Raw genomic sequence first — 23,051 nt, 5'->3', positions numbered from 1 at the left:
ACCTGTACGAACCGAAATCCGGGGCGGTTACGCTGCTGTTCATGAACGGCAGCGGCACCGCCCCAGCAGTACCCCGACCCGCCTATCGAAGGCTCAGCGTCGAGCAACGCCGCAGCCAACTCCTCACCGCCGCGCTCGACCTGTTCGCACAGCGCGCGCCGGAGGACGTCTCGCTGGACGACGTCGCCGCCGCCGCACAGGTCTCGCGCCCGCTGGTCTACCGCTACTTCCCCGGCGGCAAGCAGCAGTTGTACGAGGCCGCGCTGCGCAGCGCGGCCGACATCCTGGAGGGCTGCTTCGCCGAGCCGGAAAGCGGACCGCTCACCCAGCGCCTGTCGCACGCCCTCGACCGCTACCTGGCCTTCGTCGACGAGCACGACGCCGGCTTCTCGGCGCTCCTCCAGGGCGGCAGCGTGGTGGAGACCTCCCGCACCTCCGCGATCGTGGACGAGGTGCGGCGCGCGGCGGCCGACCAGATCCTGCGGCACCTGGGCGAGCCGGAGCCGGGCCTGCGGCTGCGGATGACCGTCCGGATGTGGATCACCGCCGTGGAGGGCGCCTCGCTGATCTGGCTGGACGAGGGCAAGCAGCCGCCGCTCGACGAGCTGCGGGACTGGCTGGTCGACCACTTCGTCGCGCTGCTGACCGCGACCGCGGCCCGCGACCCGCAGACCGCGCGAGTGACCCGGGCGGCGCTGACGATGGAGGCCGGGGACGGCCCGGTCGGCGAGCTGGCGCGGCGCATCCTGCCCGTGGTGGGCGAGGCCACCCACCTGCTGTGACCTGCGCCTGCGGGCCGCGGATGGAAGACTGGGAACGTGCGGAGCGAGAACACCCCCTTCGTCGGCGGCCCGCTGGACGGCCGGGTCCTGCCGGTGCTGGTCGGCATGACCGGCCAGCCGCCGAAGACCTACGAGGTCCCCGAGCCCCACGAGGACGGGAGCCCGCCGACCCTGCACGTCTACCGGAGGGTCCCGGGGCGGGTGGGGCGGCTGGGCCTGCCCCACGGGTGGAAGTACGCGTACGACCCGGCGGGCCGGGCCTCGGGCCGGGGCGTGAAGGGCCTCAAATGGCCCTGGAGCAAGCCGCGTTGAGCCGGCGGCGCACACAGCGCGGGCGGGGCGGCGCACAGCGCGGCCGGGGTGGCGCACAGCGCGGCCGGGGTGGCGGCCCGGCAGCCGGACGCGGGGTCCGGCCACCGGGCGACGCGGAGCGTCAGGCGGTCAGCGACGCCAGGTAGGCGCCGGCCTTGTCCGGGTCGTAGAAGTAGTTCTCGAAGTCGGACGGGTCGTTGAAGCCGTTGGCGAAGCGGTCGGCGACCGGCTGGAGCTGACCGGCCGCGCCGATCAGGTTCAGGACGTGCTCCGGCGGCGGGGCCAGCATCGCGTTGGTCCACTTGGTGACGTGCTGGGCGGTCTGCCAGTACCGCTCGAAGGTGGCATGCATCCACGCCTCGTCGAACGGCTCCGCGCCCCGCTCCACGATGGAGGCCAGGTAGGAAGCGGCGCACTTGGAGGCCGAGTTGGAGCCCTGGCCAGTGATCGGGTCATTGGCGACGACCACGTCGGCGACGCCGAGCACCAGCCCGCCGGAGGGCAGCCGGCCGATCGGGTTGCGCACGGTCGGGGCGTAGCGGCCGGCCAGCGTGGCCCCCGCGTCGGTCAGTTCGACCTTGGTGGCCCGCGCGTACTCCCAGGGCAGGAAGGTCTTCATCAGGTCCAGCGTGGTGGCCAGGTGCTCCTCGGGGTCCTTGACCGACTGGAAGACGTCCAGCGGGCCGCCGGGTATGCCCTCCCAGAAGAGGATGTCGGCGCGGCCGGAGGTGGTGTACGTCGGCATCACGAACAGCTCGCCGACGCCGGGGACGAGGTTGCAGCGGACCGCGTCGAAGTCGGGGTGCTCCGGGCGCGGGCCCAGGCCGTGCACATAGGCGACGGCCAGCGCGCGCTGCGGGGCGTCGTAGGGCGAACGGTCGGGGTTCCGGCCGAACATGGACACCAGCTCGCCCTTGCCGGCCGAGACCAGCGTCAGGTCGTAGCGGCTGGCGAAGAAGTCCAGGTCGGAGACGGCGGCACCGTGGATGACGAGCTGGCCGCCGCGCTGTGCGAAGGTCTCCACCCAGCCGGCCATCTTCACCCGCTGGTCGACGGACTGGGCGTAGCCGTCGAGCATGCCGACCCAGTCGATGGCGCGCTGCGAGCCGCCGGGCTCCGCGTGGCTGCCGGGAGCGGCGACCGAGACCCCGAGACCCTCGATGCGCGGTGCCTGGCTCTCCCAGAAGTTGATCCCCAGATCCCGCTCGTGCTGGAGCGCGGTGTCGAACATGCACTGCGTCGACATGACCCGGCCGGACCGGATCTCGTCGGCGGTGCGGTTGGACATCAGGGTGACCTCATAGCCCTGGGACTGGAGGCCGAGGGCCAGCTGGAGACCGGACTGTCCGGCTCCGACGACGAGGATTTTCCGCATGGCGGCACTCTTCTCTGCTACTGCGTGTTTCAGGGAGGGGGGTGAGGGGGGGTGGCGCGAGGGGTGGCCCCTCGGGAGCGGGCCCGTAGCGGGCGGGCCCGGCTGAAGCGGGCCCGGCTACTCCGGCGCGGTCTCCAGGGCGTGGCCGACCAGCGCCAGCAGCGACTGGATCACCGTGGTCCGCTGGCGCGCGTCCATGATCACAATGGGGACCCGGGCCGGTACGGTCAGCGCCTCGCGGACGTCCTCGGCCTCGTAGAGATCGGTCCCCTCGAAGTGGTTGACCGCGACGACGTAGGGCAGGCCGCAGCTCTCGAAGTAGTCCAGCGCCGGGAAGCAGTCCTCCAGGCGCCGGGTGTCGGCCATCACGATCGCCCCGATGGCGCCGCGCACCAGGTCGTCCCACATGAACCAGAAGCGCTGCTGGCCGGGCGTGCCGAACAGGTAGAGCACCAGCTCCTGGTCGAGGGTGATCCGGCCGAAGTCCATCGCGACCGTGGTCGTGGTCTTGTCCGGGGTCGACGTCAGGTCGTCGGTCTCCTCGCTGGCCTGCGTCATCACCGCCTCGGTCTGGAGCGGGGTGATCTCCGAGACCGATCCGACGAAGGTGGTCTTGCCGACGCCGAAACCGCCGGCCACCACGATCTTGGTGGCGATCGGTGCCCGCGAACGGTCCGTCTGCCAGCTCTGCAGTCCGGTGTCGGCGGCCGTGGCCGCCGGTTCGGCCTGCCCCTGGGAACCGGCGTTCGTGGTGGCCCCGGCCGATATCGTGTCAGAGCCTGTGAAGTCCACTCAGCACCCTTTCGAGCAGCGCGCGGTCGGGCCGGCCGGTGCCGTGCCCGGTGCCGTAGACGCGAATCTTTCCCTGGTCTGCGAGGTCGCTGAGCAGCACCCGGACCACGCCCAGCGGCATCCTGAGGAGCGCGGAGATCTCCGCGACCGAGCGCATCCGGCGGCACAGTTCGACGATGGCGCGCATCTCCGGCATGACCCGGTCGCCCCAGCCGCCGGAGGTCAGCTCGGGCCGCTCCTCGGGGGCCTCCAGCGCGGCCACGAACGTCTCCACCAGCAGCACATGACCGAAGCGCGTCCGGCCGCCGGTGAGCGAGTACGGCCGTACCCGCGCCGGTTTGCGGTCCCCGCCGCGTAGGGGGAGTTTGCGGCTACTACTCATTTGGAGACCTCGCTTCGCCCGGCCGGGCAGGTGCGCGGCCCGCGCCTCGCCTGGGTTCGCTCACTACGTTCGCTCACTGGGCGCTCTCCATCGACTTGCGCAGCTCACTGCGGAGTTCGGGGGTGAGGACATGGCCGGCCCGGCCGACGAACAGCGCCATGTGGTAGGCAATGACGTTCATGTCACAGTCCGCGGTGGCGTGCACGCCGAGCAGCGAGCCGTCGCTGATGGACATCACGAAAACGCTTCCCTCGTCCATCGTGATCATCGTCTGCTTGACCGCCCCGCCGTCCATCAGCTTCGCGGCGCCCTGGGTGAGGCTGCCGAGACCGGAGACGATGGTGGCGAGATCGGCACTGGACCCCCGGGGGCCCTCAGTGGTGCCCGGTGTCGCGGCCGCCCCGACCGCCCGGTCCGGGTCGGAGCTGAGCAGCAGCAGACCGTCGGAGGAGACCACCGCGACGGAGTGGATACCGGGCACCTCGTCGACCAGGTTGCTCAACAGCCACTGCAGATTCCGTGCCTGGCTGCTGAGTCCCTGTCCGTAACCTGTGGGCGCTTGCGCCTTCAATCGCGTGCCTCCTCGACAAAGTGGCTCTCTCCCGGGGCCCCCGCTCCGTCGGTGTCCGTCTGTGGGATGGTCTGGTCCGCAGTGCGCTCCGCGATTTCGGCCTCGACCTCGCGCCGGCCGTCCCGCGCCCCCTGTTGAAAGCCGCCGAGCCGGCGCCGCAGCGCCTCGGCGTTGGCCGCACCGCTCTTGCGCGGAACGGTGGGCCCTTGTTGCGGTGCCATGATCTTGGGCGTGCGCTTGGGCAGCCCCATGGCGGTCCGCCGCTTCTCCTCGGGAGAGTCGGCGGCGGTCTGCGGTCCGGCCGGCTCGGCCGGGGACGCGTCGGCGACCGGACCGGGTCCGGCCGGCGGCACGTCGTCGGTGGGTGCGGCGCCGGTGGGTGCGGCGCCGGTGGGTGCGGCGCCGGTGGGTGCGGCGCCGGTGGGTGCGGCGCCGGTGGGTGCGGCGCCGGTGGGCGTCGGGTCCGCCACGGGGCGGGTGTGCTGGTCCGGGCCGATGGTGTACGGGCCGGAGGCGGTGGCCTCGGCAGCCGCGGGCGCCGGCTGCGCGGCCGGGCCGGTGTGGTCCTCGGTCCGGGAGTGCTCGCGGCCGGCGGCGCCGAGCCCGGCCTGGTCGATGGCGCGCTCGGCGGCGGCGACCAGCGGATCGGGACCCTGGCCGGGAGCGGGTGTCGGCGTCGGCCGCGGCGGCTCCTGGGCAGGCATCGTGCCGGTGCCGTGGGTGGTCTCGCCCACCGGCGCCAGCCGCTTCACCCGCGCCGGCAGGGCGTTGGAGTTCGCCTCGGCGGCCGAGCCCGGCAGCCCGGGGGTGTGCGTCACGCGCTGGCTCGAGGGGCGGGCGGACGACGGGGCCGGGCGGGTGGGCAGGATCGAACCGGGCAGCACGACGACGGCGGTGACCCCGCCCTGCTTGGCGTCCCGCAGCTGGACCCGGACGCCGTGCCGGGCAGCCAGCCGCACCACCACGTACAGCCCCAGGCCCAGCGCCTCGTCGACGTCCTCGGCGGACGAGGCGGCCTCGGCGTCCGACAGCCGCTCGTTGAGCTCGGCCATCCGCTCCGAGGTCATCCCTATGCCCTGGTCCTGCACCGAGAGCATCACCTCGCCGCTCTCCAGCAGCCAGCCGGACAGCTCCACATGGGCCTCCGGCGGCGAGAACGCGGTGGCGTTCTCCAGGAGTTCGGCGACCAGGTGGCTGAGGTCGTCCGCGGCGAAGCCGGCGACCTGGGCGTGCGGCGGCAGCGACTCGATCCGGACCCGCTCGTACCGCTCGATCTCACTGACCGCGGCGCGCAGCACGTCCAGCAGCGCCACCGGTTCCTGGTGGTTGGTGCTGTGCTGCTCCGCGCCCGCCAGTACGAGCAGGTTCTCGCTGTTGCGGCGCATCCGTGCGGCGAAGTGGTCCAGCTTGAACAGGGTGTCCAGCCGCTCCGGGTCCTGCTCGCTCTCCTCCAGCGACTCGATGACCGCGAGCTGCCGCTCGACCAGCCCGAGGGTGCGCAGCGCGAGGTTGACGAACCGGCCCTGCACCCCGGTGTGGGCGTTGGCCAGCCGCTCGGTGAGGTCGGCGACCTCGGCCTGGAGCGCGGCACTCTGCTCCCGCAGCACATCGCGCTCGGCGGCCAGCCGCTGCCGGCCGCCGACCAGCCGCTTGCGCTCACCCTCCAGTTCGTTGTTGCGCTTGGCGAGTTCGCCGATCCGGGCGTGCAGCACGTTCACCGACCGGACCACGGCGGCGAATTCGTCGTTGCGGCCCTGGTAGCTGACGGGCTCCTCGTTGGCGGGGTCCCCGGCGACCCGCTTGGCGCCGATCCGCACCGCCGCCAGCGGCTGGGTCAGGGTCCGCGCGGCCCAGACACCGGCCGCGACGGCCAGCAGCAGGCAGAGCCCCAGCAGGGCGGTGCGGATCTCCAGCTCCGTCACATCGTCGTCGCGCAGTTGGCCGAGGCGCTGGATGTCGGCGGTCGCCATGGCGGACTCGACCCCGCGCATCAGCCCGATGCGGGTGGTCAGGGTGCTCTGCACGCGCTGACGGCTCAGCCGCATATCGGCGGCGTCCAGGCGGGGCTGGTCGGTCAGCCGGGTCAGATAGCGCTCGGCGGTGCTGACGTCGGCGCCGTTGACGGTGCTGTCGTAGCGGTCCCGGGCGCTCTGCCCGGCGATCTGCCGGAAGTCGCCCAGCGCGCCCTGTTCGCGGACGTGCGCGACCTGGGCGAGAGCGGTCAGCCGCGGCTGGCTCCCGCCCGCGTTCAGGCCGGCCAGCAGCAGCCCCCGGGTGGCAGCGGCCTGTTCGGTGGCTCGGCCGAGGGCGGGCAGCGCCCGGGTGCCGGCGTCCGCGGAGTCCGCACGGGCCGGCAGGCCGCGGGCGATCTCGTCGCTGATCGCCCCCAGCGCCTGGATGACCTCGGAGTACGTCTGGAAGACCTGCTCGGCCGGGATGCTGCCGGACAGCGCCTGGTTCCGGGTCTGCGGGAGGGCGGCCAGCAGCTGGGCGGCGGCCCTGTAGACGGCGGTGTCGCCGGTGGCGTCCTGGGCCTCGGAGCGCAGTTCGCCGATCTGCCGGTCGACCCGGGCCCGCTGGGTCCGGGAGACCGCGGAGTCGTCGGAGAACGCGGCATCGGCCCCGGCGGCGGCCGCACGGGCACCGGCACCGCTCAGGCCACCGCCGGTGCGGTTGACCCCCGTCCCCGCGGCGCCGCCGGACGGGGCGCCGTTCCCGGTGCCGGTATGGGCGGTGTGGCCGGCGACGTACGCGGTCATCCCGTCGCGCTCGTCGGCCAGGGAGTGCGCCAGCGCGATGGCGCGGGCGTTCAGCTCGGCCAGATCGACCAGTTGCTGGCTGTTGTTGGCGTTGTCGCCCGTGCTGGCGAGGCCGGGGGCGCCGGCGCCGAGGACCACGGCGGCCACCACGGCCACCGCCCCGACGAGCCGGTTGCGCACCCGCGCGGGGCGCCGTCCCGCAAGGTCATCGACGGACGTCGCTGGTCCCTCGCCGGGTCCCGGGCCCTTGCCCGGTCCCGAAACCGAACCGGCCGGTGAACCCGGCTTCCCTGCGCCGCCCCGAAGCCGCATCTTCCGCACCGCTGCTCGCATTCCTGTCTCGCCTGCCCACGCCGTGTGGCGTCGCGGACTCCGGCTCGCCCTCCACTCGCGGGGCGGACCTGCGCGAACACCGCAGCAGCACACACTTCCGCGAGGGAAAACAGTCCGGCTCTGCGCGTCGTGACGGATGTTCTGGCCCCACCCATGACCGGGCAACGACCATTCCACCGGCACCGCGCAGTGGCTCGGCATCACATGCCCGGCCACCTGAATGAGTGAACCTCAATCGGAGTTTGGCCATCAACTTCCGCGCGGCAACGATTTTCACGGCAACCCCTAACAACCCCCGGACGGGTTTGGAGATGCGTCCGCCTCCTGGCAGGATGCCCGCCCGCAGCGCGCCGGGCCATTGGTCCGTACCTTCCGGCGCGGCCGGCTCCCCGGCTCCCCGGCACCACCTCCCCCGCCCGGCGACCGGGCCGAAAACCCACCCTCCGGCAGACTTCCCGGCATGCGCATCGAACTCGCCACCGAGCCCGGCGATCCCCAACACCCAAACGAGGACTACGCATCAGTAGCGCTGCCGGCTTCCGGCGAGGGCGGGGCGCTGGTCCTGCTGGACGGCGTGACACCCCCCGCAGGGGACTACGGATGCCGGCACACGGTCCCGTGGTTCACCGCGCGGCTCGGGGGCGCATTGCTGGAACTGTCGGTTTCACACCGGGATATGACGCTCACTGAGGCTCTCGCCGGCGCCATCGCCCGGACGACCGCCGTTCACCGGGGTACCTGTGACCTTTCTCACGTCCGCACTCCCCAGGCAACTGTCGTCGCCGCCAGGTGGTCCGCGGACACCGTCGAGTACCTGGTGCTGTCCGATTCGGTGCTGCTGCTGGAGCGCACGGACGGTTCGGTGGACGCGGTGGTGGACCCGCGGCTGGACACCCTCCCGCCGGCGGTGACCGCGCAGCGCGAGGCGGTACGGGCGCTACCGCGGGACTCGGCGGAACGGGCCGCGGCGGCCCGGGAGTACGTCCGCGCGGTGGAGGCGCTGCGCAACGCCGAGGGCGGATTCTTCACCGCGGCGGCCGATCCGGCGGTAGCCGCCCGCGCGGTCACCGGCACCGCCCCGCGCACCGGGCTCCGCTCGCTGACCGCCCTCTCCGACGGCGCAGGCCGCTGGGTCGAGGTCTTTCGGCAGGGGTCCTGGGCCGACTGTGTCGGCCTGGTGGGCGACCGTGGTCCACAGGCGCTGGTCGACGCCGTCCGGGCCGCGGAGGCCGCCGATCCGGACGGCGCGGCACACCCCCGGGGAAAGGTACGGGACGACGCATCGGTGATTTTTGTCGTTCCGTGAGGACTTTTCGCCGAGGTGCCGCGGTGTGCAACGACAGGGCCGGGAACTGCATCAGGGGCGCGACGCCCCGGACGGCGCCCCGGACGGCGCCCCGGACAGCGGCCCGGCTCGGGCGGCGGCCCGGACGGCGACCCGGCTCGGGCGGCGGCCCGGACGGCCGCCCGGCTCGGGCGGCTCAGGTGTCCTCGCCCTCCTGTTCGACGTTCAGCCGGTGCAGCAGCCGGGCCAGCTCGGCGACCTCGGCGGGATCCCAGGCGGCCAGGCGCCGGGCGTACTGGGCGCGGCGCCCGTTGCGGACGCGGGTGAAGCGGGCGTTGCCCTCGTCGGTGATCCGCACCAGCACCGCCCGGCCGTCGTCCGGGTCCGGCTCCCGGGCGACCAGCCCCAGCTTCTCCAGGGCGTGCAGTTGACGGCTCATCGTGGCCTTGCCGACGCCGAAGAAACCGGCGAGGTCGGTGGCGCGCTGGGTGCCGGCGTCGGCCAGCCGGAGCAGCAGCCCGTACGCGGACGGCTCCAGGTCGGGGTGCACCTCCCGGGCCAGTTCGCCGGACGAGGCCCGGGCACGGCGGAGGAATACCGCCAATTCGCGTTCCAGGGCGAGGAATACGTGATCCACACCAATGGGACAGCCGTCCGCCGATGTCCCGTCGGCTCCGGTGTTGTGCACGTCAGCGCCCATGCCCGCTTTCCCTCATGTGAAAGTTTCCGCCCCGGTCGGCCGAAGCCGCAGCTCGGCCAGTATTTCGCAGGATTAGACCAACGGCAGCCCACGGCCCCTCTTTTACCCCGTACATCTACGCGCGTATCGTTATTTCTGGCATGACCACACCAAACGGCTGTCCGATGCCAAGGGTTCCGCGGCGCGTCATGCACCCCGCACCATGGCGTCACCGCCGCTGCGTCAGGCCGTCAGATCATCCCCCCCTCAGGTTGTTCATCCACCGAGATCTTCGGAGGCACGAATGTCCGTGCTCAGATCCGGCTCCCCCCACCGCCCCGCCCGCGCCCTGGTGACCGTGGCCGGGGCCCTCCTCGCGGTCCTCTCCCTCCTGCTCGGCCTGCCCGGCACCGCCGGCGCGGCGCCCGGTGGGCGGGCGCCTCAGCCCATCCACCGGGCACCGGAACCCACCCACCCCGGCCAGGACTGGGCCGGCTCGCAGATCGCCCGGCACGAGGGCACCGCGGCCGGTACCGCCGCCCCGCAGGCCTCCGCGCCCGACGCCTCGGTCGAGGGCGTGGACGTCAGCAGCCACAACGGCAGCGTCGCCTGGTCGACCCTCTGGAACAGCGGCGTCCGCTTCGCCTACGTCAAGGCGACCGAGTCCACCAGCTACACCAACCCCTCCTTCGCGCAGCAGTACAACGGCTCCTACGGCGTCGGCATGATCCGCGGGGCGTACCACTTCGCCACGCCCGACACCTCCAGCGGCGCCGCCCAGGCCACCTACTTCGTCACCCACGGCGGCGGCTGGTCCAAGGACGGCAAGACCCTCCCCGGCGCGCTGGACATGGAGTACAACCCTTACGGCTCGACCTGCTATGGACTGAGCGCGACCGGGCTGGTCAACTGGATGAAGGACTGGTTCGCCACCTACAAGGCGCGCACCGGCCGGGACGCGGTCCTCTACACCTCCACCAGCTGGTGGAAGCAGTGCACGGGAAACTCCACCGCGTTCGGCGCGGTCAATCCGCTCTGGGTGCCCCGCTACGGCTCCTCGGTCGGCGAACTCCCGGCCGGCTGGGGCTTCCACACCGTCTGGCAGTACACCTCCACCGGCCCCACGGTCGGTGACCACAACCGCTTCAACGGCGCCTACGACCGGCTCCGGGCGCTGGCCAACGGCTGACCGCCCGGAGCCCGACGGCGCCGATGCGGGCGTACGGCCCCACCCACGCCCGGTCGTACGCACGAGAGGGCCCCTGCCGCACACCGCGTGCGGCAGGGGCCCGTCCCGATTCCCCGCGCGCATCCCTCACGCCGCGACGGGGACCTCCGGCGCCGCCCCGGTCGAGGCGGGGGTCAGCGCCAGCTCCAGCACCTGCCGGACGTCCGACACCGGGTGGACCTCCAGGGCGTCCAGGACCTCGGCCGGTACGTCGTCCAGGTCCGGCGCGTTCCGCCGGGGGATGATCACCGTGCCGATCCCGGCCCGGTGCGCCGCGAGCAGCTTCTGCTTGACGCCGCCGATCGGCAGCACCCGCCCGGTCAGCGAGACCTCACCGGTCATCGCCACGTCCGGCCGCACCTGGCGCCCCGACAGCAGCGAGGCCAGCGCCGTGGTCATGGTGATGCCCGCGCTCGGCCCGTCCTTGGGGACCGCGCCCGCCGGCACGTGCAGATGCACTCCGCGCTCCTTGAGGTCACCGACCGGGAGCTCCAGCTCCGCGCCGTGGGAGCGCAGGAACGACAGCGCGATGTGCGCGGACTCCTTCATCACGTCGCCGAGCTGGCCGGTCAGCTGGAGCCCGGCCGCACCGGTCTCGGGATCGGCGAGCGAGGCCTCTACATAGAGGACGTCACCGCCGGCGCCGGTGACCGCGAGGCCGGTGACCACACCGGGCACGGCGGTCCGCCGCTCGGCCGGGTCCTGCGCCGACTCCGGGGTGTGGTGCGGCCGCCCGATCAGCGGGCGCAGCTGGTCCACGCCGACGGTGAACGGCAGCTCCCGCTCGCCCAGTTCGTGCTCGGCGGCGACCTTGCGCAGCAGCCGGGCGAGGGACCGCTCCAGGTTCCGTACGCCCGCCTCGCGGGTGTACTCGCCGGCCAGCTTGCGCAGCGTCGTCTCCTCGAGCACCACCTCGCCGGGCTCCAGACCGGCCCGCTCCAACTGGCGCGGCAGCAGGTGGTCCCGGGCGATGACGACCTTCTCGTCCTCGGTGTAGCCGTCCAGCCGCACCAGCTCCATCCGGTCCAGCAGCGGTTCGGGGATGGCCTCCAGGACGTTGGCGGTGGCCAGGAAGACCACATCGCTGAGGTCGAGTTCGACCTCCAGGTAGTGGTCGCGGAAGGTGTGGTTCTGCGCGGGGTCGAGGACTTCGAGCAGGGCGGCGGCCGGGTCGCCGCGGAAGTCAGAGCCCACCTTGTCGATCTCGTCGAGCAGCACCACCGGGTTCATCGACCCGGCCTCCTTGATCGCGCGGACGATCCGGCCGGGCAGCGCGCCGACGTAGGTGCGCCGGTGGCCACGGATCTCCGCCTCGTCCCGGACGCCACCCAGCGCGACCCGGACGAACTTCCGGCCCATGGCCCGGGCGACGGAGGAACCGAGCGAGGTCTTGCCGACGCCGGGCGGGCCCACCAGGGCCAGCACCGCGCCCCCGCGGCGCCCGCCGACCAGCCCGAGGCCGCGCTCGGCCCGGCGCTTGCGGACGGCGAGGTACTCGGTGATCCGCTCCTTGACGTCCTCCAGCCCGGCGTGGTCGGCGTCCAGGACCTCCTTGGCCCCGGCGATGTCGTAGGCGTCCTCGGTCCGTTCGTTCCAGGGCAGCTCCAGGACGGTGTCCAGCCAGGTCCGGATCCAGGAGCCCTCGGGGCTCTGGTCGCTGGCCCGCTCCAGCTTGTCGACCTCCTTGAGGGCGGCCTTGCGGACGTCCTCGGGCAGGTCGGCGGCCTCGACCCGGGCGCGGTAGTCGTCGCCCTCGTCCTCGGGGTCGCCGTTGAGGCCCGCGAGCTCCTTGCGGACCGCCTCCAGCTGCCGGCGCAGCAGGAACTCCCGCTGCTGCTTGTCGACGCCCTCCTGCACGTCCTTGGCGATGGACTCGGCGACGTCCTGCTCAGCGAGGTGTTCGCGGAGCGTCTCGGTGGCGTACTTCAGCCGGGCGACCGGGTCGACGGTCTCCAGCAGCCGGAGCTTCTGCTCGATCGTCAGGAACGGCGAGTAGCCGGAGTTGTCGGCGAGCGCGGACACGTCCTCGATCTGCTGGACCCGGTCGACGACCTGCCAGGCGCCGCGCTTGCGCAGCCAGCTGGTGGCCAGCGCCTTGTACTCCGTGACGAGTTCGGCGACGGCGTCCGAATGGGAGCCTTTCCTGCCCGAACGGAGTGGAGGGTTCGGGGACGGATCGGGGACCGTCTCCTCGACGGTGGTGCCCTCCACCCACAGCGCGGCGCCGGGCCCGGTTGTGCCCGAGCCGATCCGCACCCGGCCCAGGCCCCTGATCAGGGCCCCGGGGTCACCGTCGGACAGCCGCCCGACCTGCTCGATCCGCCCGAGCGTGCCGATGCCGGCGTAGGTCCCGTCGATGCGGGGAACGAGCAGCACCCGCGGTTTGTTGCCCGAGGTGGCGGCGGCCTGGGCGGCCTCCACCGCCGCGCGGACGTCCGCGTCGGACAGGTCCAGGGGCACCACCATGCCGGGGAGCACGACCTCGTCATCGAGGGGCAGCACGGGCAGAGTGAGCGATGTGGACGTCGAAGCCATGATCTCCCCTTCGGCAAGCAAGTTGAGCTGTACTCACTCAATGCAGGGGCTGGGGGAGATGTTCCCCGGGTGCGTTCGCTGTGAGCGATCAGGCGGACGGCCGCCGGAGCGGCCGGAGAGACCCGGGAAGCCCGGAGCGACCAGGGCGACCGGGCAACCGGGCAACCGGACGACCGGAGCGGCACAGCGACCGGCGACGGACGGCCGCTGGAGACGAACGGCCGCCGGAGCGGCGGTCTACCAGTGCGCGGGGCGGGTCAGGGCCGGCGGCAGCGTGCTGGCGGCGTCGCCCCTGGCCGCGTTGAGCTGGGCCTGGGTGAGGAAGAGCGCGCCGGTCAGATCGGCGCCGCTGAGGTCGGCACCGCGCAGGTCCGCCCCGATCAGATCCGCCTGCCGCAGGTCGGCGCCGGTGAGGTCGGCGGCGATGAGGTACGCCCCGCGGAGGTTGGCGCCCCTCAGGGACGCGCCCCGCAGCCGGGCCCCCATCAGGTCCGCACCCCGACGCTCCTTCTTACGGCCGGGCACCTTCGCCCGGACCAGCTCACTGGTGCGCAGCAGCAAGGCGTTGACCTCGCCCCGGTGGGCCGCCACGTCCAGACCGGCGAGCTCCTCGGCGCTGCCGCGGGTGAGGCGGTCGGTCTCCTCCAGGGCGACGCGCAGCGCGGCATGGACGGGGCGGGCCGGCGGCAGCGCCAGCGCCTCGGCCAGATACCACAGCAGCTCATGCAGCTGCCGCATGACGGGGAAGGTGTCGAACATCCGGCGGGCGGTGTCCGGGGCCTGCCGCCAGTCCGTGCCGCCGAAGGTCTGCTGGGAGACCTTCTGGCCGGCGCCGAAGCAGTCGAAGACGGTGCAGCCGGCGAAGCCCCGGTCGCGCAGGTCGGCATGGATGCCGCAGCGGAAGTCGGTCTGCAGGTTCGGGCAGGGCCGGCCGGCCTCCTTGTCGAGCGCGAAGTCCGCCGAGGCGGCGAACGGCAGCGCCACACAACACAGCCCGAAGCAGCTGCCGCAGTCGGCCCGGAGGCCGAGCGCATCGGCGTCCGGCCGGGCGGGCGGAGGGGGCGGGGTGCGGTCTGCGGACACGGTGCGTCACTCCTGCGGACGGCGGGCACCGTGCCGGTGGTGCCCGAACAAGGGCGCCCATTCTCCCAGGCCGGCGGAGGGCCCCGGCGCCCGGCCGGCCGGACCCCGCTCGACGGCCTCCACCAGCGGGCCGAAACGGATCGCCAACCCCGCCGGGGCAGCTCCTCACACTCCGTCAGAACTGCTACGTTCGCGGGATGTTGAGGCAGATGTCCGGCGTGTTCATCGGTGCGTTCTTCGGCACGGTCTTCGTGGTCACCAACGCCCACGCCCCGCTGACCCCGGTGGTGGGGACCGCGCTGCGGGTGCTCGCGGTGGCCGTGTTCGCCGGGCTGCTCGCACTGGCCGTGCTGGCCGCCCGCCGCGGCGCCCCGGCCCCGGCGACCCCGGCGGACGCGGCGGACGCGGCGGACGCGGGGGCGCCCCGGGCCGACTGGTTCGGCGGGAAGTTCGGCTTCGTCGTCGCCGCCGAGGTGGTGCTGCTGATCGGCGGCAACCTCGCCCTGCGCAGGGCGGGCGCCCCGGCGCAGACCGCGGTGGCCTGGACCGCGCTCATCGTCGGCGTGCACTTCCTGGCGCTGACGTCGGTCTGGCAGCGGCGCAGCGTGGCGGTGCCCGGCGCGGCGCTGAGCGCCCTGGGCGCGGCGGGCCTCGGCATGGCGGCGACCTCGGCGGTGGCCTGGGTGCCGTTCGTCAGCGGGGTGCTGTCGGGGGTGGCCCTGCTGGGCGGCTGCGCCTGGGCCATCGCCCAGGCCTACCGGTCGGCAGCCCGGGTCTGACGGGTGGGCGCTCGGGCCTGACGGGCGGGCGCCCCGGCGGCAGGGGCCGGACGCTCAGGGCGCCCCGGTCAGCGCGGGGCGGCCCAGGTCACCCAGCAGCGGTGCCGGGGCGGTCCGGTGGGCGCGCCAGCGGCGCAGCAGCGGCCAGCAGGCCACGCCCAGGGCGAGCGAGAGCAGGTGGCCCCAGTCGGTCATCGGGTCGACGTACGCCATCAGGTCGGTGAGCGCCAGATAGCCGGCGCCGGCCAGCAGGGGCCAGCGCGACCACGCCGGGAGCACCCCTGCGAGGGCCCCGGTGCAGGTCATCACGCCGAAGCTGATGCCGTAGTCGAGGCGGTGCAGCGAGGTCTCCGGCAGCCGCCCGGCGGCGACCGCGAAGGCGACCGGCACCTCGGTGGCGAGGGTGGCCAGCGCATGGCCGCCGAGGAAGACCGCGGCGGTGCGCAGCCCGCCGACCCTCCGCTCCAAGGCCGTGACCACGAAGAGCAGGCCCAACGCGTACCCCGAGGTCACCCCGCCGGCGATCCACAGCGCGCTGGCGACCAGCACCAGCACTGGCGCCTGGGCGAGGTGGACGACGTCGGTGCTGGAGCCCTGTAGCAGCGCGGAGACCAGCCCCGGGTCGGCGTGCGCGGCGACGTACGAGGTGCCCGCGAGGAGCACCGCATAGCCGAAGGTGAACGGGGTGCCGGCCGGGGTGGGCAGCAGCCGCCAGGAGGTGCGTGCCGCCCGGGCCGCCCATGGCGCCCGGGGCCGGGTCGCCGGATCCGCCGTTGCGGCGTCCGCACCGCCGACCCGCTGCCGGGGAATGCCCGCCAACAGCGCGGCCGGGCCCTGCGCCCCCTCCCGGCCGTCCGGCGCTTCGTGCTCCTCGCGCTCCTCGTGCCCCTCGTTCTTCTCGTGCTCCGGGGCGGGTGCCCGGTCGCCCGGCACCCGCTCCCCCTGCCTTCCCCCGACGGTTTCCAGGCTGCTCACGGTCGAAGGCCCCTTCCGTCCCTGGCGCATACGGTGAGCCCCGCCCGTGCCCTCGGCGGTGTGTGGTGGCTCTGCCCTGCACAACGTCGCGCACCAGCCTGCACGCTCAACCCATGAGGAAGCTGTGCAAGTGAGATGCCCCACATGAGGCAACGGTCACCGCATGCATCGCGTCGGTCGTGGGACGCGCCGAAACCGGTTGGACCCCCGGCGCCGGTATTGGCCACCATGACCGCATGGCGCCCGTGACTCCTCCGCATCCGACGACCGGCCCGCCCGGGGCACCGCAGACCCTCGACCGCCGCGAGGGCCCCCACGGCGAGGTGGTGCTGCGACAACGGGGCGGGACCCCGGCCGCCCCCGGGGAACCCGCGACCCCCGTGGTCCACGAGATCATCGCCAACGGCTGCTTCCTGATGGACACCTCCGACGGCCGCTCGGAGCGGCTGCTGGTCGACGCCGCGCTGGCCGAGCTGCCTGCCGACCGGGCGCGGCCCTCGGTGCTGATCGGCGGGCTGGGCGTGGGATTCTCGCTGGCGCGGGCGGCCGCCGAGCCGCGCTGGGGTCGGATCGCCGTGGTCGAGCGGGAGGCGGCGGTCATCGACTGGCACCGCACCGGTCCGCTCTCGGCCGTCTCCGCGGCGGCGCTCGCCGACCCGCGCTGCACGATCCTGCACACCGATCTGGTCGCCCACCTGCGCACCCCGCCCGCCGACGGCACCGCGGGCCCGGACACCTACGACGCCCTGTGCCTGGACATCGACAACGGCCCCGACTGGACCGTCACCGAGGACAACCACAGCCTCTACTCCCCCTCCGGTCTCGCCGCCTGCCTCGACCGGCTGACCCCCGGCGGGGTGCTCGCCGTCTGGTCCGCACAGCCCTCCCCGGCCTTCGAAGAAGCCTTGCGAAATGCCGGTTTCCAGGGGGTGCGTACGGAAGAGATCCCCGTTGTCCGAGGCGTCCCGGACGTCGTTCACCTCGCGCTGAAGGGTGCGTAGCCGACAGTCGCACCATGCCCGTACGCTGCTGCCCAGCAAGACGCGACCACGCAGGGGATGCAGGGGCGGGCGATGGACCAGACTCAGACAACGCAGGGCGGCTCCGCCGCTGCCACGCCGGGCGCCCAGCGCCGGGTGCTGGTCGTGGAGGACGACCCCACGATCGTCGAGGCCATCGCGGCCCGGCTGCGCGCCGAGGGCTTCCAGGTGCAGACGGCCACCGACGGGCCGGCCGCGGTGGACACCGCCGAGGCCTGGCAGCCCGATCTGCTGGTCCTCGACGTGATGCTGCCGGGCTTCGACGGCCTGGAGGTCTGCCGCCGGGTCCAGGCGCAGCGCCCGGTGCCGGTGATGATGCTCACCGCCCGGGACGACGAGACGGACATGCTGGTCGGTCTCGGCGTCGGCGCCGACGACTACATGACCAAGCCGTTCTCGATGCGGGAGCTGGCGGCCCGGGTGCACGTCCTGCTGCGCCGGGTCGAGCGCGCCGCGCTGGCCGCGCACACCCCGCGCAGCGGCATACTGCGCCTGGGCGAGCTGGAGATCGACCACGCCCAGCGCCGGGTCCGGGTGCGCGGCGCGGATGTGCACCTCACCCCCACCGAGTTCGACCTGCTGGTCTGCCTGGCGAACACCCCGCGCGCGGTGCTCTCCCGGGAGCAGCTGCTGGCCGAGGTGTGGGACTGGGCGGACGCCTCCGGGACCCGCACGGTCGACAGCCACATCAAGGCGCTGCGCCGGAAGATCGGTGCCGAGCGCATCCGCACCGTCCACGGCGTCGGCTACGCGCTGGAGACCCCGTCGGCATGAGCCGGGGGCGCCTGCGGGTACGGCTCACGCCGGTGCGCGAGCTGGGGCGGCGGATCTGGGAGGCGCTGCGCCCCCTGGACCCGTACCGCTCGGTCAAGGCGGCGCTGGGTGCGCTGGTCAGCGTCTCGGTGATCATCACCACACTGTTGGTGTTCGTGGCGATGCACTCGGCCACCGAGCTGCGGGTGATCACGATCTTCTCGATCATCGCCTCGCTGCTGCTCACCCAGTTCGTGGCGAACAGCCTCACCGCGCCGCTCGGCGAGATGACGGACGTCACCCGCGCGATGGCGCACGGTGACTACACCCGCCGGGTGCGCTCCGCGCGGCGCGACGAGTTCGGCGACCTGGCCAACGCCTTCAATCGGATGGCGGCCGACCTGGAAGCGGTGGACACCCACCGCAAGGAGCTGGTGGCGAACGTCTCGCACGAGCTGCGCACCCCCATCGCCGCGCTGCGCGCCGTCCTGGAGAACGTCGTGGACGGGGTCTGCGAGCCGGACCCGGAGACGATGCGGACCGCGCTGCGGCAGACCGAGCGGCTGGGCCGGCTGGTCGAGCACCTGCTGGACCTGTCCCGCCTGGACAACGGTGTGGTGCCGCTGCACGTCCGGCGCTTCGAGGTCTGGCCGTACCTCTCCGGGGTGCTCAAGGAGGCCAATATGAGCCGGGGCGCCTCCACGCTGTCCGGGCTGGCCGGCTCCGGCACCCACACCCGCACGGACGTCCACCTCCACCTCGACGTCTCGCCGCCGGAGCTGACCGCGCACGCCGACGCCGAGCGGCTGCACCAGGTCGTGGCGAATCTCATCGACAACGCGATCAAGCACAGCCCGCGGCACGGCCGGGTCACGGTGCACGCGCGGCGCGGCGAGGGCGCCGAGAGCCTGGAGCTGGAGGTGCAGGACGAGGGGCCGGGCATCCCCGAGTCGGAGCGCTACCGGGTCTTCGAGCGGTTCAACCGCGGCGGGCCGGGCCCCTCGGGCCCGGGCAGCGACGGCGGTACGGGACTGGGCCTGGCGATCGCGCGCTGGGCGGTGGACCTGCACGGCGGACGGATCGGGGTGGCCGAATCTGCTCGCGGTTGCCGGATCCGGGTCACCCTTCCGGGGCTGGAATCGTCACGGAGCTGACGTCCGCGGGAACGTCCGCTGACGTAGGGTCGGTGGCAGGAGCATTCATCCCATGAGTGCGACAGCGGTGAGTCCTACCCGCAGACGGGCAAACTCCGTGTGTTTCCCGCCAAGTCATGCCCCGAAACCACTCGGGGAATGTGACGTGCGCGACGAGTAGCCCTCCCGGACTGCACCAAAGGTCACAAGAGGCGTAGCCTTTATTCCCGCTGTCCACCACCTTAGGAAGCGGAAGAGGGCGGTTGCCGCCGTGTCGCTACAGTCCCCCAACAGCTCGAGCATCTCGACCGAGGCCGATCAAGCGGGGCAGGGCAAGAGCCCTGCTGCTGCGTTCGGCCCCAATGAGTGGCTCGTCGACGAGATCTACCAGCAGTACCTCCAGGACCCGAACTCGGTAGACCGAGCCTGGTGGGACTTCTTCGCCGACTACAAGCCGGGCGGCGCCACCGCGCCGAGCAAGCCGGCGGAGGGCGCTGCCCCCGCCACGGCTGCCCCGGACGGGTCGACCCCGGCCGCGCCGGCCGCCCCTGCGGCCCCCGCCGCGGCCCAGCCGAAGGCACCCGCCGCCGCGCCGGCCACCCCGGCGAAGCCGGCCGCCGCCGCCCCGGCCAAGCCCGCTGCCGCCCCGGCCCCCGCCAAGCCCGCCGCCGCGAAGCCCGCCGCTACCAAGCCGGCCGCCGCGAAGGCTCAGGAGGGCGAGGCCCCCGCCGGTCCCGAGTACGTGGTCCTGCGTGGCCCCTCGGCCGCCGTCGCGAAGAACATGAGCGCCTCCCTGGAGCTGCCGACGGCCACGTCCGTCCGTGCGGTGCCGGTGAAGCTGCTGTTCGACAACCGCATCGTCATCAACAACCACCTCAAGCGCGCCCGCGGTGGGAAGGTCTCCTTCACGCACCTCATCGGGTACGCGATGGTGCAGGCCCTCAAGGCCATGCCGTCGATGAACTACTCGTTCACGGTGAAGGACGGCAAGCCGCACCTGGTCAAGCCCGAGCACGTCAACCTCGGCCTGGCCATCGACCTGGTGAAGCCCAGCGGTGAGCGCCAGCTGGTCGTCGCGGCCATCAAGAAGGCCGAGACCCTGACCTTCTTCGAGTTCTGGCAGGCCTACGAGGACATCGTCCGCCGGGCCCGTGACAACAAGCTCACGATGGAGGACTTCACCGGCGTCACCGCGTCGCTGACGAACCCCGGCGGCATCGGCACGGTGCACTCCGTGCCGCGCCTGATGCCCGGCCAGTCCATGATCATGGGCGTCGGCTCGATGGACTACCCCGCCGAGTTCCAGGGCACCTCGCAGGACGCCCTGAACAAGCTGGGCGTCTCCAAGGTCATGACGCTGACCAGCACCTACGACCACCGGGTGATCCAGGGCGCCGCCTCCGGCGAGTTCCTGCGCGTCATGAGCCAGCTGCTGCTGGGCGAGAGCGACTTCTACGACGAGATCTTCAAGTCGCTGCGGATCCCCTACGAGCCGATCCGCTGGATGCGCGACATTGACGCGTCGCACGACGACGACGTCACCAAGGCCGCCCGGGTCTTCGAGCTGATCCACTCCTACCGGGTCCGCGGCCACGTCATGGCCGACACCGACCCGCTGGAGTACCACCAGCGCAAGCACCCCGACCTGGACATCACCGAGCACGGCCTCACCCTGTGGGACCTGGAGCGGGAGTTCGCGGTCGGCGGCTTCTCCGGCAAGTCCATGATGAAGCTGCGCGACATCCTGGGCGTGCTGCGGGACTCGTACTGCCGCACCACCGGCATCGAGTTCATGCACATCCAGGACCCCAAGCAGCGCAAGTGGATCCAGGACCGGGTCGAGCGCCAGCACAAGTCGCCCGAGCGCGAGGAGCAGCTGCGCATCCTGCGCCGGCTGAACTCCGCCGAGGCGTTCGAGACGTTCCTGCAGACCAAGTACGTCGGCCAGAAGCGCTTCTCGCTGGAGGGCGGCGAGTCCGTCATCCCGCTGCTGGACGCGGTGATCGACTCCGCGGCCGAGTCGCGGCTGGACGAGGTCGTCATCGGCATGGCCCACCGTGGCCGGCTGAACGTCCTCGCCAACATCGTCGGCAAGTCCTACGCGCAGATCTTCCGCGAGTTCGAGGGCAACCTCGACCCGAAGTCGATGCACGGCTCCGGCGACGTGAAGTACCACCTGGGCGCCGAGGGCACCTTCACCGGCCTGGACGGCGAGCAGATCACCGTCTCGCTGGTCGCCAACCCCTCCCACCTGGAGGCCGTGGACCCGGTCGTCGAGGGTGTCGCACGCGCCAAGCAGGACGTCATCGGCAAGGGCGGCACGGACTTCACCGTCCTGCCGATCCAGCTGCACGGTGACGCGGCGTTCGCCGGTCAGGGCGTGGTCGCCGAGACGCTGAACATGTCGCAGCTGCGCGGCTACCGCACCGGCGGCACGGTGCACGTCGTCATCAACAACCAGGTCGGCTTCACCGCCGCCCCGGAGTCGTCGCGCTCGTCCATGTACGCCACCGACGTGGCCCGCATGATCGAGGCGCCGATCTTCCACGTCAACGGCGACGACCCCGAGGCCGTCGTCCGCGTCGCCCGGCTGGCCTTCGAGTTCCGCCAGGCGTTCAACAAGGACGTGGTCATCGACCTGATCTGCTACCGCCGCCGCGGCCACAACGAGTCGGACAACCCGGCCTTCACCCAGCCGCTGATGTACGACCTGATCGACAAGAAGCGCTCGGTGCGCAAGCTCTACACCGAGTCGCTGATCGGCCGGGGCGACATCACCCTCGAAGAGGCGGAGCAGGCGCTCCAGGACTTCCAGGGCCAGCTGGAGAAGGTCTTCACCGAGGTCCGCGACGCCACCACGACCCCGGGCGTGCCCGAGGTGCCGCAGCCGCAGGCGGAGTTCCCGGTCTTCGTCGACACCGCGATCTCCCAGGAGGTCGTCAAGCGGATCGCCGAGTCCCAGGTCAACGTCCCCGAGCACATCACCGTCCACCCGCGTCTGCTGCCCCAGCTGCAGCGCCGGGCGGCCCAGGTCGAGGACAACACCATCGACTGGGGCATGGGCGAGACCCTCGCCATCGGTTCGCTGCTGATGGAGGGCACCCCGGTCCGGCTCGCCGGCCAGGACTCCCGCCGCGGCACGTTTGGCCAGCGCCACGCGGTGCTGATCGACCGGGTGACCGGCGAGGACTACACCCCGCTGCTCTACCTGTCCGAGGACCAGGCCCGGTTCAACGTCTACGACTCGCTGCTCAGCGAGTACGCGGCGATGGGCTTCGAGTACGGCTACTCGCTGGCCCGCCCGGAGTCGCTGGTCATGTGGGAGGCGCAGTTCGGTGACTTCGTCAACGGCGCGCAGACCATCGTCGACGAGTTCATCTCCTCGGCGGAGCAGAAGTGGGGCCAGACCAGCGGTGTGACGCTGCTGCTCCCGCACGGCTACGAGGGCCAGGGCCCGGACCACTCCTCGGCCCGTATCGAGCGGTTCCTCCAGCTGTGCGCGCAGAACAACATGACCGTTGCGATGCCGACGCTCCCCTCCAACTACTTCCACCTGCTGCGCTGGCAGGTGCACAACCCGCACCACAAGCCGCTGGTCGTCTTCACCCCGAAGTCGATGCTGCGTCTGAAGGCCGCGGCGTCGAAGACGGAGGAGTTCACCACCGGCGGCTTCCGTCCGGTCATCGGCGACTCCACGGTCAAGGCCGAGGACGTCCGCAAGGTCATCTTCTGCTCCGGCAAGGTCTACTACGACCTGGAGGCCGAGCGGGAGAAGCGCGGTGCGACCGACACCGCGATCGTCCGTATCGAGCGGCTCTACCCGCTTCCCGGCAAGGAGCTCCAGGCGGAGATCGCCAAGTTCCCGAACGCCGAGAAGTACCTGTGGACCCAGGAGGAGCCGGCGAACCAGGGTGCCTGGCCGTTCCTCGGCCTCAACCTGATCGACCACCTGGACCTGGCCGTCGGTGCCGACGTCCCGCACGGTGAGCGGCTGCGGCGCATCTCGCGTCCGCACTCCTCCTCGCCGGCCGTCGGCTCGGCCAAGCGCCACCAGGCGGAGCAGGCGCAGCTGGTCGCGGAGGCCTTCGACGCCTGACGCCGAAGGCCCGGCCACCGGTCGCGCCGGCAGGACCCATGAAGGGCCCGCCCCCGCAGCAGCGCTTGGGTTCTAGTGAACGTTGCAACACCCCAGCTCAAGGGGTGCGATGGACTTCACGATCCGAGCGGACCGGACGGCTCAGGGGCCTGTGAAGCT

Annotated in this window: 18 protein-coding genes; 9 read left to right on the top strand and 9 right to left on the bottom strand. The window is 72.5% G+C overall.

Going from position 1 to position 23,051, the window contains the following annotated elements:
* Positions 1-41: 41 nt before the first annotated feature.
* Both AB0G84_RS25470 and AB0G84_RS25465 read left to right on the top strand, forming a co-directional pair.
* Positions 42-782: a TetR/AcrR family transcriptional regulator gene (locus tag AB0G84_RS25470; RefSeq protein ID WP_361325089.1), complete on the top strand. Its 741-nt coding sequence runs from the start codon at positions 42-44 to the stop codon at positions 780-782.
* 36 nt (positions 783-818) lie between these two features.
* Positions 819-1,094 (top strand): hypothetical protein, encoded by a 276-nt coding sequence (locus AB0G84_RS25465; protein ID WP_361325087.1) that lies wholly within the window; start codon positions 819-821, stop codon positions 1,092-1,094.
* A 121-nt stretch (positions 1,095-1,215) separates the two neighbouring features.
* Here AB0G84_RS25465 and AB0G84_RS25460 read toward each other — a convergent pair whose 3' ends face one another.
* The 5 genes from AB0G84_RS25460 to AB0G84_RS25440 all read right to left on the bottom strand — a co-directional run bounded on the left by AB0G84_RS25460 (position 1,216) and on the right by AB0G84_RS25440 (position 7,153).
* Positions 1,216-2,469 (bottom strand): styrene monooxygenase/indole monooxygenase family protein, encoded by a 1,254-nt coding sequence (locus AB0G84_RS25460; RefSeq protein ID WP_361325084.1) that lies wholly within the window; start codon positions 2,467-2,469, stop codon positions 1,216-1,218.
* 117 nt (positions 2,470-2,586) lie between these two features.
* On the bottom strand, positions 2,587-3,162 hold the full coding sequence (locus tag AB0G84_RS25455) for an ATP/GTP-binding protein (RefSeq protein ID WP_361325451.1): 576 nt from the start codon (positions 3,160-3,162) through the stop codon (positions 2,587-2,589).
* 79 nt (positions 3,163-3,241) lie between these two features.
* Complete coding sequence (locus tag AB0G84_RS25450; RefSeq protein ID WP_361325081.1) at positions 3,242-3,643, bottom strand: DUF742 domain-containing protein; 402 nt, start codon at positions 3,641-3,643, stop codon at positions 3,242-3,244.
* 73 nt (positions 3,644-3,716) lie between these two features.
* Positions 3,717-4,214, bottom strand: a complete 498-nt coding sequence (locus AB0G84_RS25445; RefSeq protein ID WP_361325078.1) for a roadblock/LC7 domain-containing protein — start codon at positions 4,212-4,214, stop codon at positions 3,717-3,719.
* Positions 4,211-7,153: a nitrate- and nitrite sensing domain-containing protein gene (locus AB0G84_RS25440; RefSeq protein ID WP_361325075.1), complete on the bottom strand. Its 2,943-nt coding sequence runs from the start codon at positions 7,151-7,153 to the stop codon at positions 4,211-4,213. Before AB0G84_RS25440 ends, AB0G84_RS25445 begins: the two co-directional genes overlap by 4 nt.
* Before the next feature lie 613 nt (positions 7,154-7,766).
* On the opposite strand from AB0G84_RS25440, the gene AB0G84_RS25435 reads away from it, so the two are divergent.
* Positions 7,767-8,612 carry a hypothetical protein gene (locus AB0G84_RS25435; protein WP_361325072.1) on the top strand — a complete coding sequence of 282 codons (846 nt, stop codon included), beginning with the start codon at positions 7,767-7,769 and terminating at the stop codon, positions 8,610-8,612.
* Positions 8,613-8,787: 175 nt separating this feature from the next.
* Here AB0G84_RS25435 and AB0G84_RS25430 read toward each other — a convergent pair whose 3' ends face one another.
* Positions 8,788-9,291: a MarR family transcriptional regulator gene (locus AB0G84_RS25430; protein ID WP_361325069.1), complete on the bottom strand. Its 504-nt coding sequence runs from the start codon at positions 9,289-9,291 to the stop codon at positions 8,788-8,790.
* Positions 9,292-9,574: 283 nt separating this feature from the next.
* Between AB0G84_RS25430 and AB0G84_RS25425 the strand changes: the two genes are divergently transcribed.
* Positions 9,575-10,459 carry a lysozyme gene (locus tag AB0G84_RS25425; protein ID WP_361325066.1) on the top strand — a complete coding sequence of 295 codons (885 nt, stop codon included), beginning with the start codon at positions 9,575-9,577 and terminating at the stop codon, positions 10,457-10,459.
* Between the two features lie 126 nt (positions 10,460-10,585).
* Here AB0G84_RS25425 and lon read toward each other — a convergent pair whose 3' ends face one another.
* Together lon and AB0G84_RS25415 are read right to left on the bottom strand one after the other, a co-directional pair.
* The gene (lon, locus tag AB0G84_RS25420; RefSeq protein WP_361325064.1) at positions 10,586-13,033 is read right to left on the bottom strand and encodes an endopeptidase La; all 2,448 of its coding nucleotides are present in this window, start codon (positions 13,031-13,033) and stop codon (positions 10,586-10,588) included.
* Positions 13,034-13,270: 237 nt separating this feature from the next.
* Complete coding sequence (locus AB0G84_RS25415) at positions 13,271-14,116, bottom strand: pentapeptide repeat-containing protein (RefSeq protein WP_361325062.1); 846 nt, start codon at positions 14,114-14,116, stop codon at positions 13,271-13,273.
* A gap of 197 nt (positions 14,117-14,313) precedes the next feature.
* Here AB0G84_RS25415 and AB0G84_RS25410 point away from each other — a divergent pair, with 197 nt between their 5' ends.
* Positions 14,314-14,895, top strand: a complete 582-nt coding sequence (locus tag AB0G84_RS25410; protein WP_361325060.1) for a hypothetical protein — start codon at positions 14,314-14,316, stop codon at positions 14,893-14,895.
* A 54-nt stretch (positions 14,896-14,949) separates the two neighbouring features.
* Here the strand turns inward: AB0G84_RS25410 and AB0G84_RS25405 are convergent, their stop codons facing one another.
* The gene (locus tag AB0G84_RS25405; RefSeq protein ID WP_361325057.1) at positions 14,950-15,870 is read right to left on the bottom strand and encodes a rhomboid-like protein; all 921 of its coding nucleotides are present in this window, start codon (positions 15,868-15,870) and stop codon (positions 14,950-14,952) included.
* A 236-nt stretch (positions 15,871-16,106) separates the two neighbouring features.
* Here AB0G84_RS25405 and AB0G84_RS25400 point away from each other — a divergent pair, with 236 nt between their 5' ends.
* From AB0G84_RS25400 to AB0G84_RS25385, 4 genes are all read left to right on the top strand, one after another.
* Complete coding sequence (locus AB0G84_RS25400) at positions 16,107-16,871, top strand: spermidine synthase (protein ID WP_361325054.1); 765 nt, start codon at positions 16,107-16,109, stop codon at positions 16,869-16,871.
* A gap of 72 nt (positions 16,872-16,943) precedes the next feature.
* Positions 16,944-17,684, top strand: coding sequence for a response regulator transcription factor (locus tag AB0G84_RS25395; protein WP_361325051.1), 741 nt, complete (start codon positions 16,944-16,946; stop codon positions 17,682-17,684).
* The gene (locus AB0G84_RS25390; RefSeq protein ID WP_361325048.1) at positions 17,681-18,817 is read left to right on the top strand and encodes an ATP-binding protein; all 1,137 of its coding nucleotides are present in this window, start codon (positions 17,681-17,683) and stop codon (positions 18,815-18,817) included. The genes AB0G84_RS25395 and AB0G84_RS25390 overlap by 4 nt, the downstream gene beginning before the upstream one ends.
* Positions 18,818-19,067: 250 nt before the next feature.
* Positions 19,068-22,892: a multifunctional oxoglutarate decarboxylase/oxoglutarate dehydrogenase thiamine pyrophosphate-binding subunit/dihydrolipoyllysine-residue succinyltransferase subunit gene (locus tag AB0G84_RS25385; protein WP_361325045.1), complete on the top strand. Its 3,825-nt coding sequence runs from the start codon at positions 19,068-19,070 to the stop codon at positions 22,890-22,892.
* Positions 22,893-23,051: the final 159 nt, after the last annotated feature.

The organism is Streptomyces sp. NPDC020742 (genome assembly GCF_040641675.1).
Classification (GTDB): domain Bacteria; phylum Actinomycetota; class Actinomycetes; order Streptomycetales; family Streptomycetaceae; genus Streptomyces.
This window is presented reverse-complemented; position numbering and strand designations above follow the sequence as displayed.

Bases quoted from the DNA above. Each gene is read 5' to 3' on its own strand.
- AB0G84_RS25430 (WP_361325069.1), bottom strand. From the start codon at position 9,291: ATGGGCGCTGACGTGCACAACACCGGAGCCGACGGGACATCGGCGGAC.
- AB0G84_RS25425 (WP_361325066.1), top strand. From the start codon at position 9,575: ATGTCCGTGCTCAGATCCGGCTCCCCCCACCGCCCCGCCCGCGCCCTG.
- AB0G84_RS25460 (WP_361325084.1), bottom strand. From the start codon at position 2,469: ATGCGGAAAATCCTCGTCGTCGGAGCCGGACAGTCCGGTCTCCAGCTG.
- AB0G84_RS25395 (WP_361325051.1), top strand. From the start codon at position 16,944: ATGGACCAGACTCAGACAACGCAGGGCGGCTCCGCCGCTGCCACGCCG.
- AB0G84_RS25410 (WP_361325060.1), top strand. From the start codon at position 14,314: ATGTTGAGGCAGATGTCCGGCGTGTTCATCGGTGCGTTCTTCGGCACG.
- AB0G84_RS25435 (WP_361325072.1), top strand. From the start codon at position 7,767: ATGCGCATCGAACTCGCCACCGAGCCCGGCGATCCCCAACACCCAAAC.
- AB0G84_RS25400 (WP_361325054.1), top strand. From the start codon at position 16,107: ATGGCGCCCGTGACTCCTCCGCATCCGACGACCGGCCCGCCCGGGGCA.
- lon (WP_361325064.1), bottom strand. From the start codon at position 13,033: ATGGCTTCGACGTCCACATCGCTCACTCTGCCCGTGCTGCCCCTCGAT.
- AB0G84_RS25450 (WP_361325081.1), bottom strand. From the start codon at position 3,643: ATGAGTAGTAGCCGCAAACTCCCCCTACGCGGCGGGGACCGCAAACCG.
- AB0G84_RS25470 (WP_361325089.1), top strand. From the start codon at position 42: ATGAACGGCAGCGGCACCGCCCCAGCAGTACCCCGACCCGCCTATCGA.
- AB0G84_RS25390 (WP_361325048.1), top strand. From the start codon at position 17,681: ATGAGCCGGGGGCGCCTGCGGGTACGGCTCACGCCGGTGCGCGAGCTG.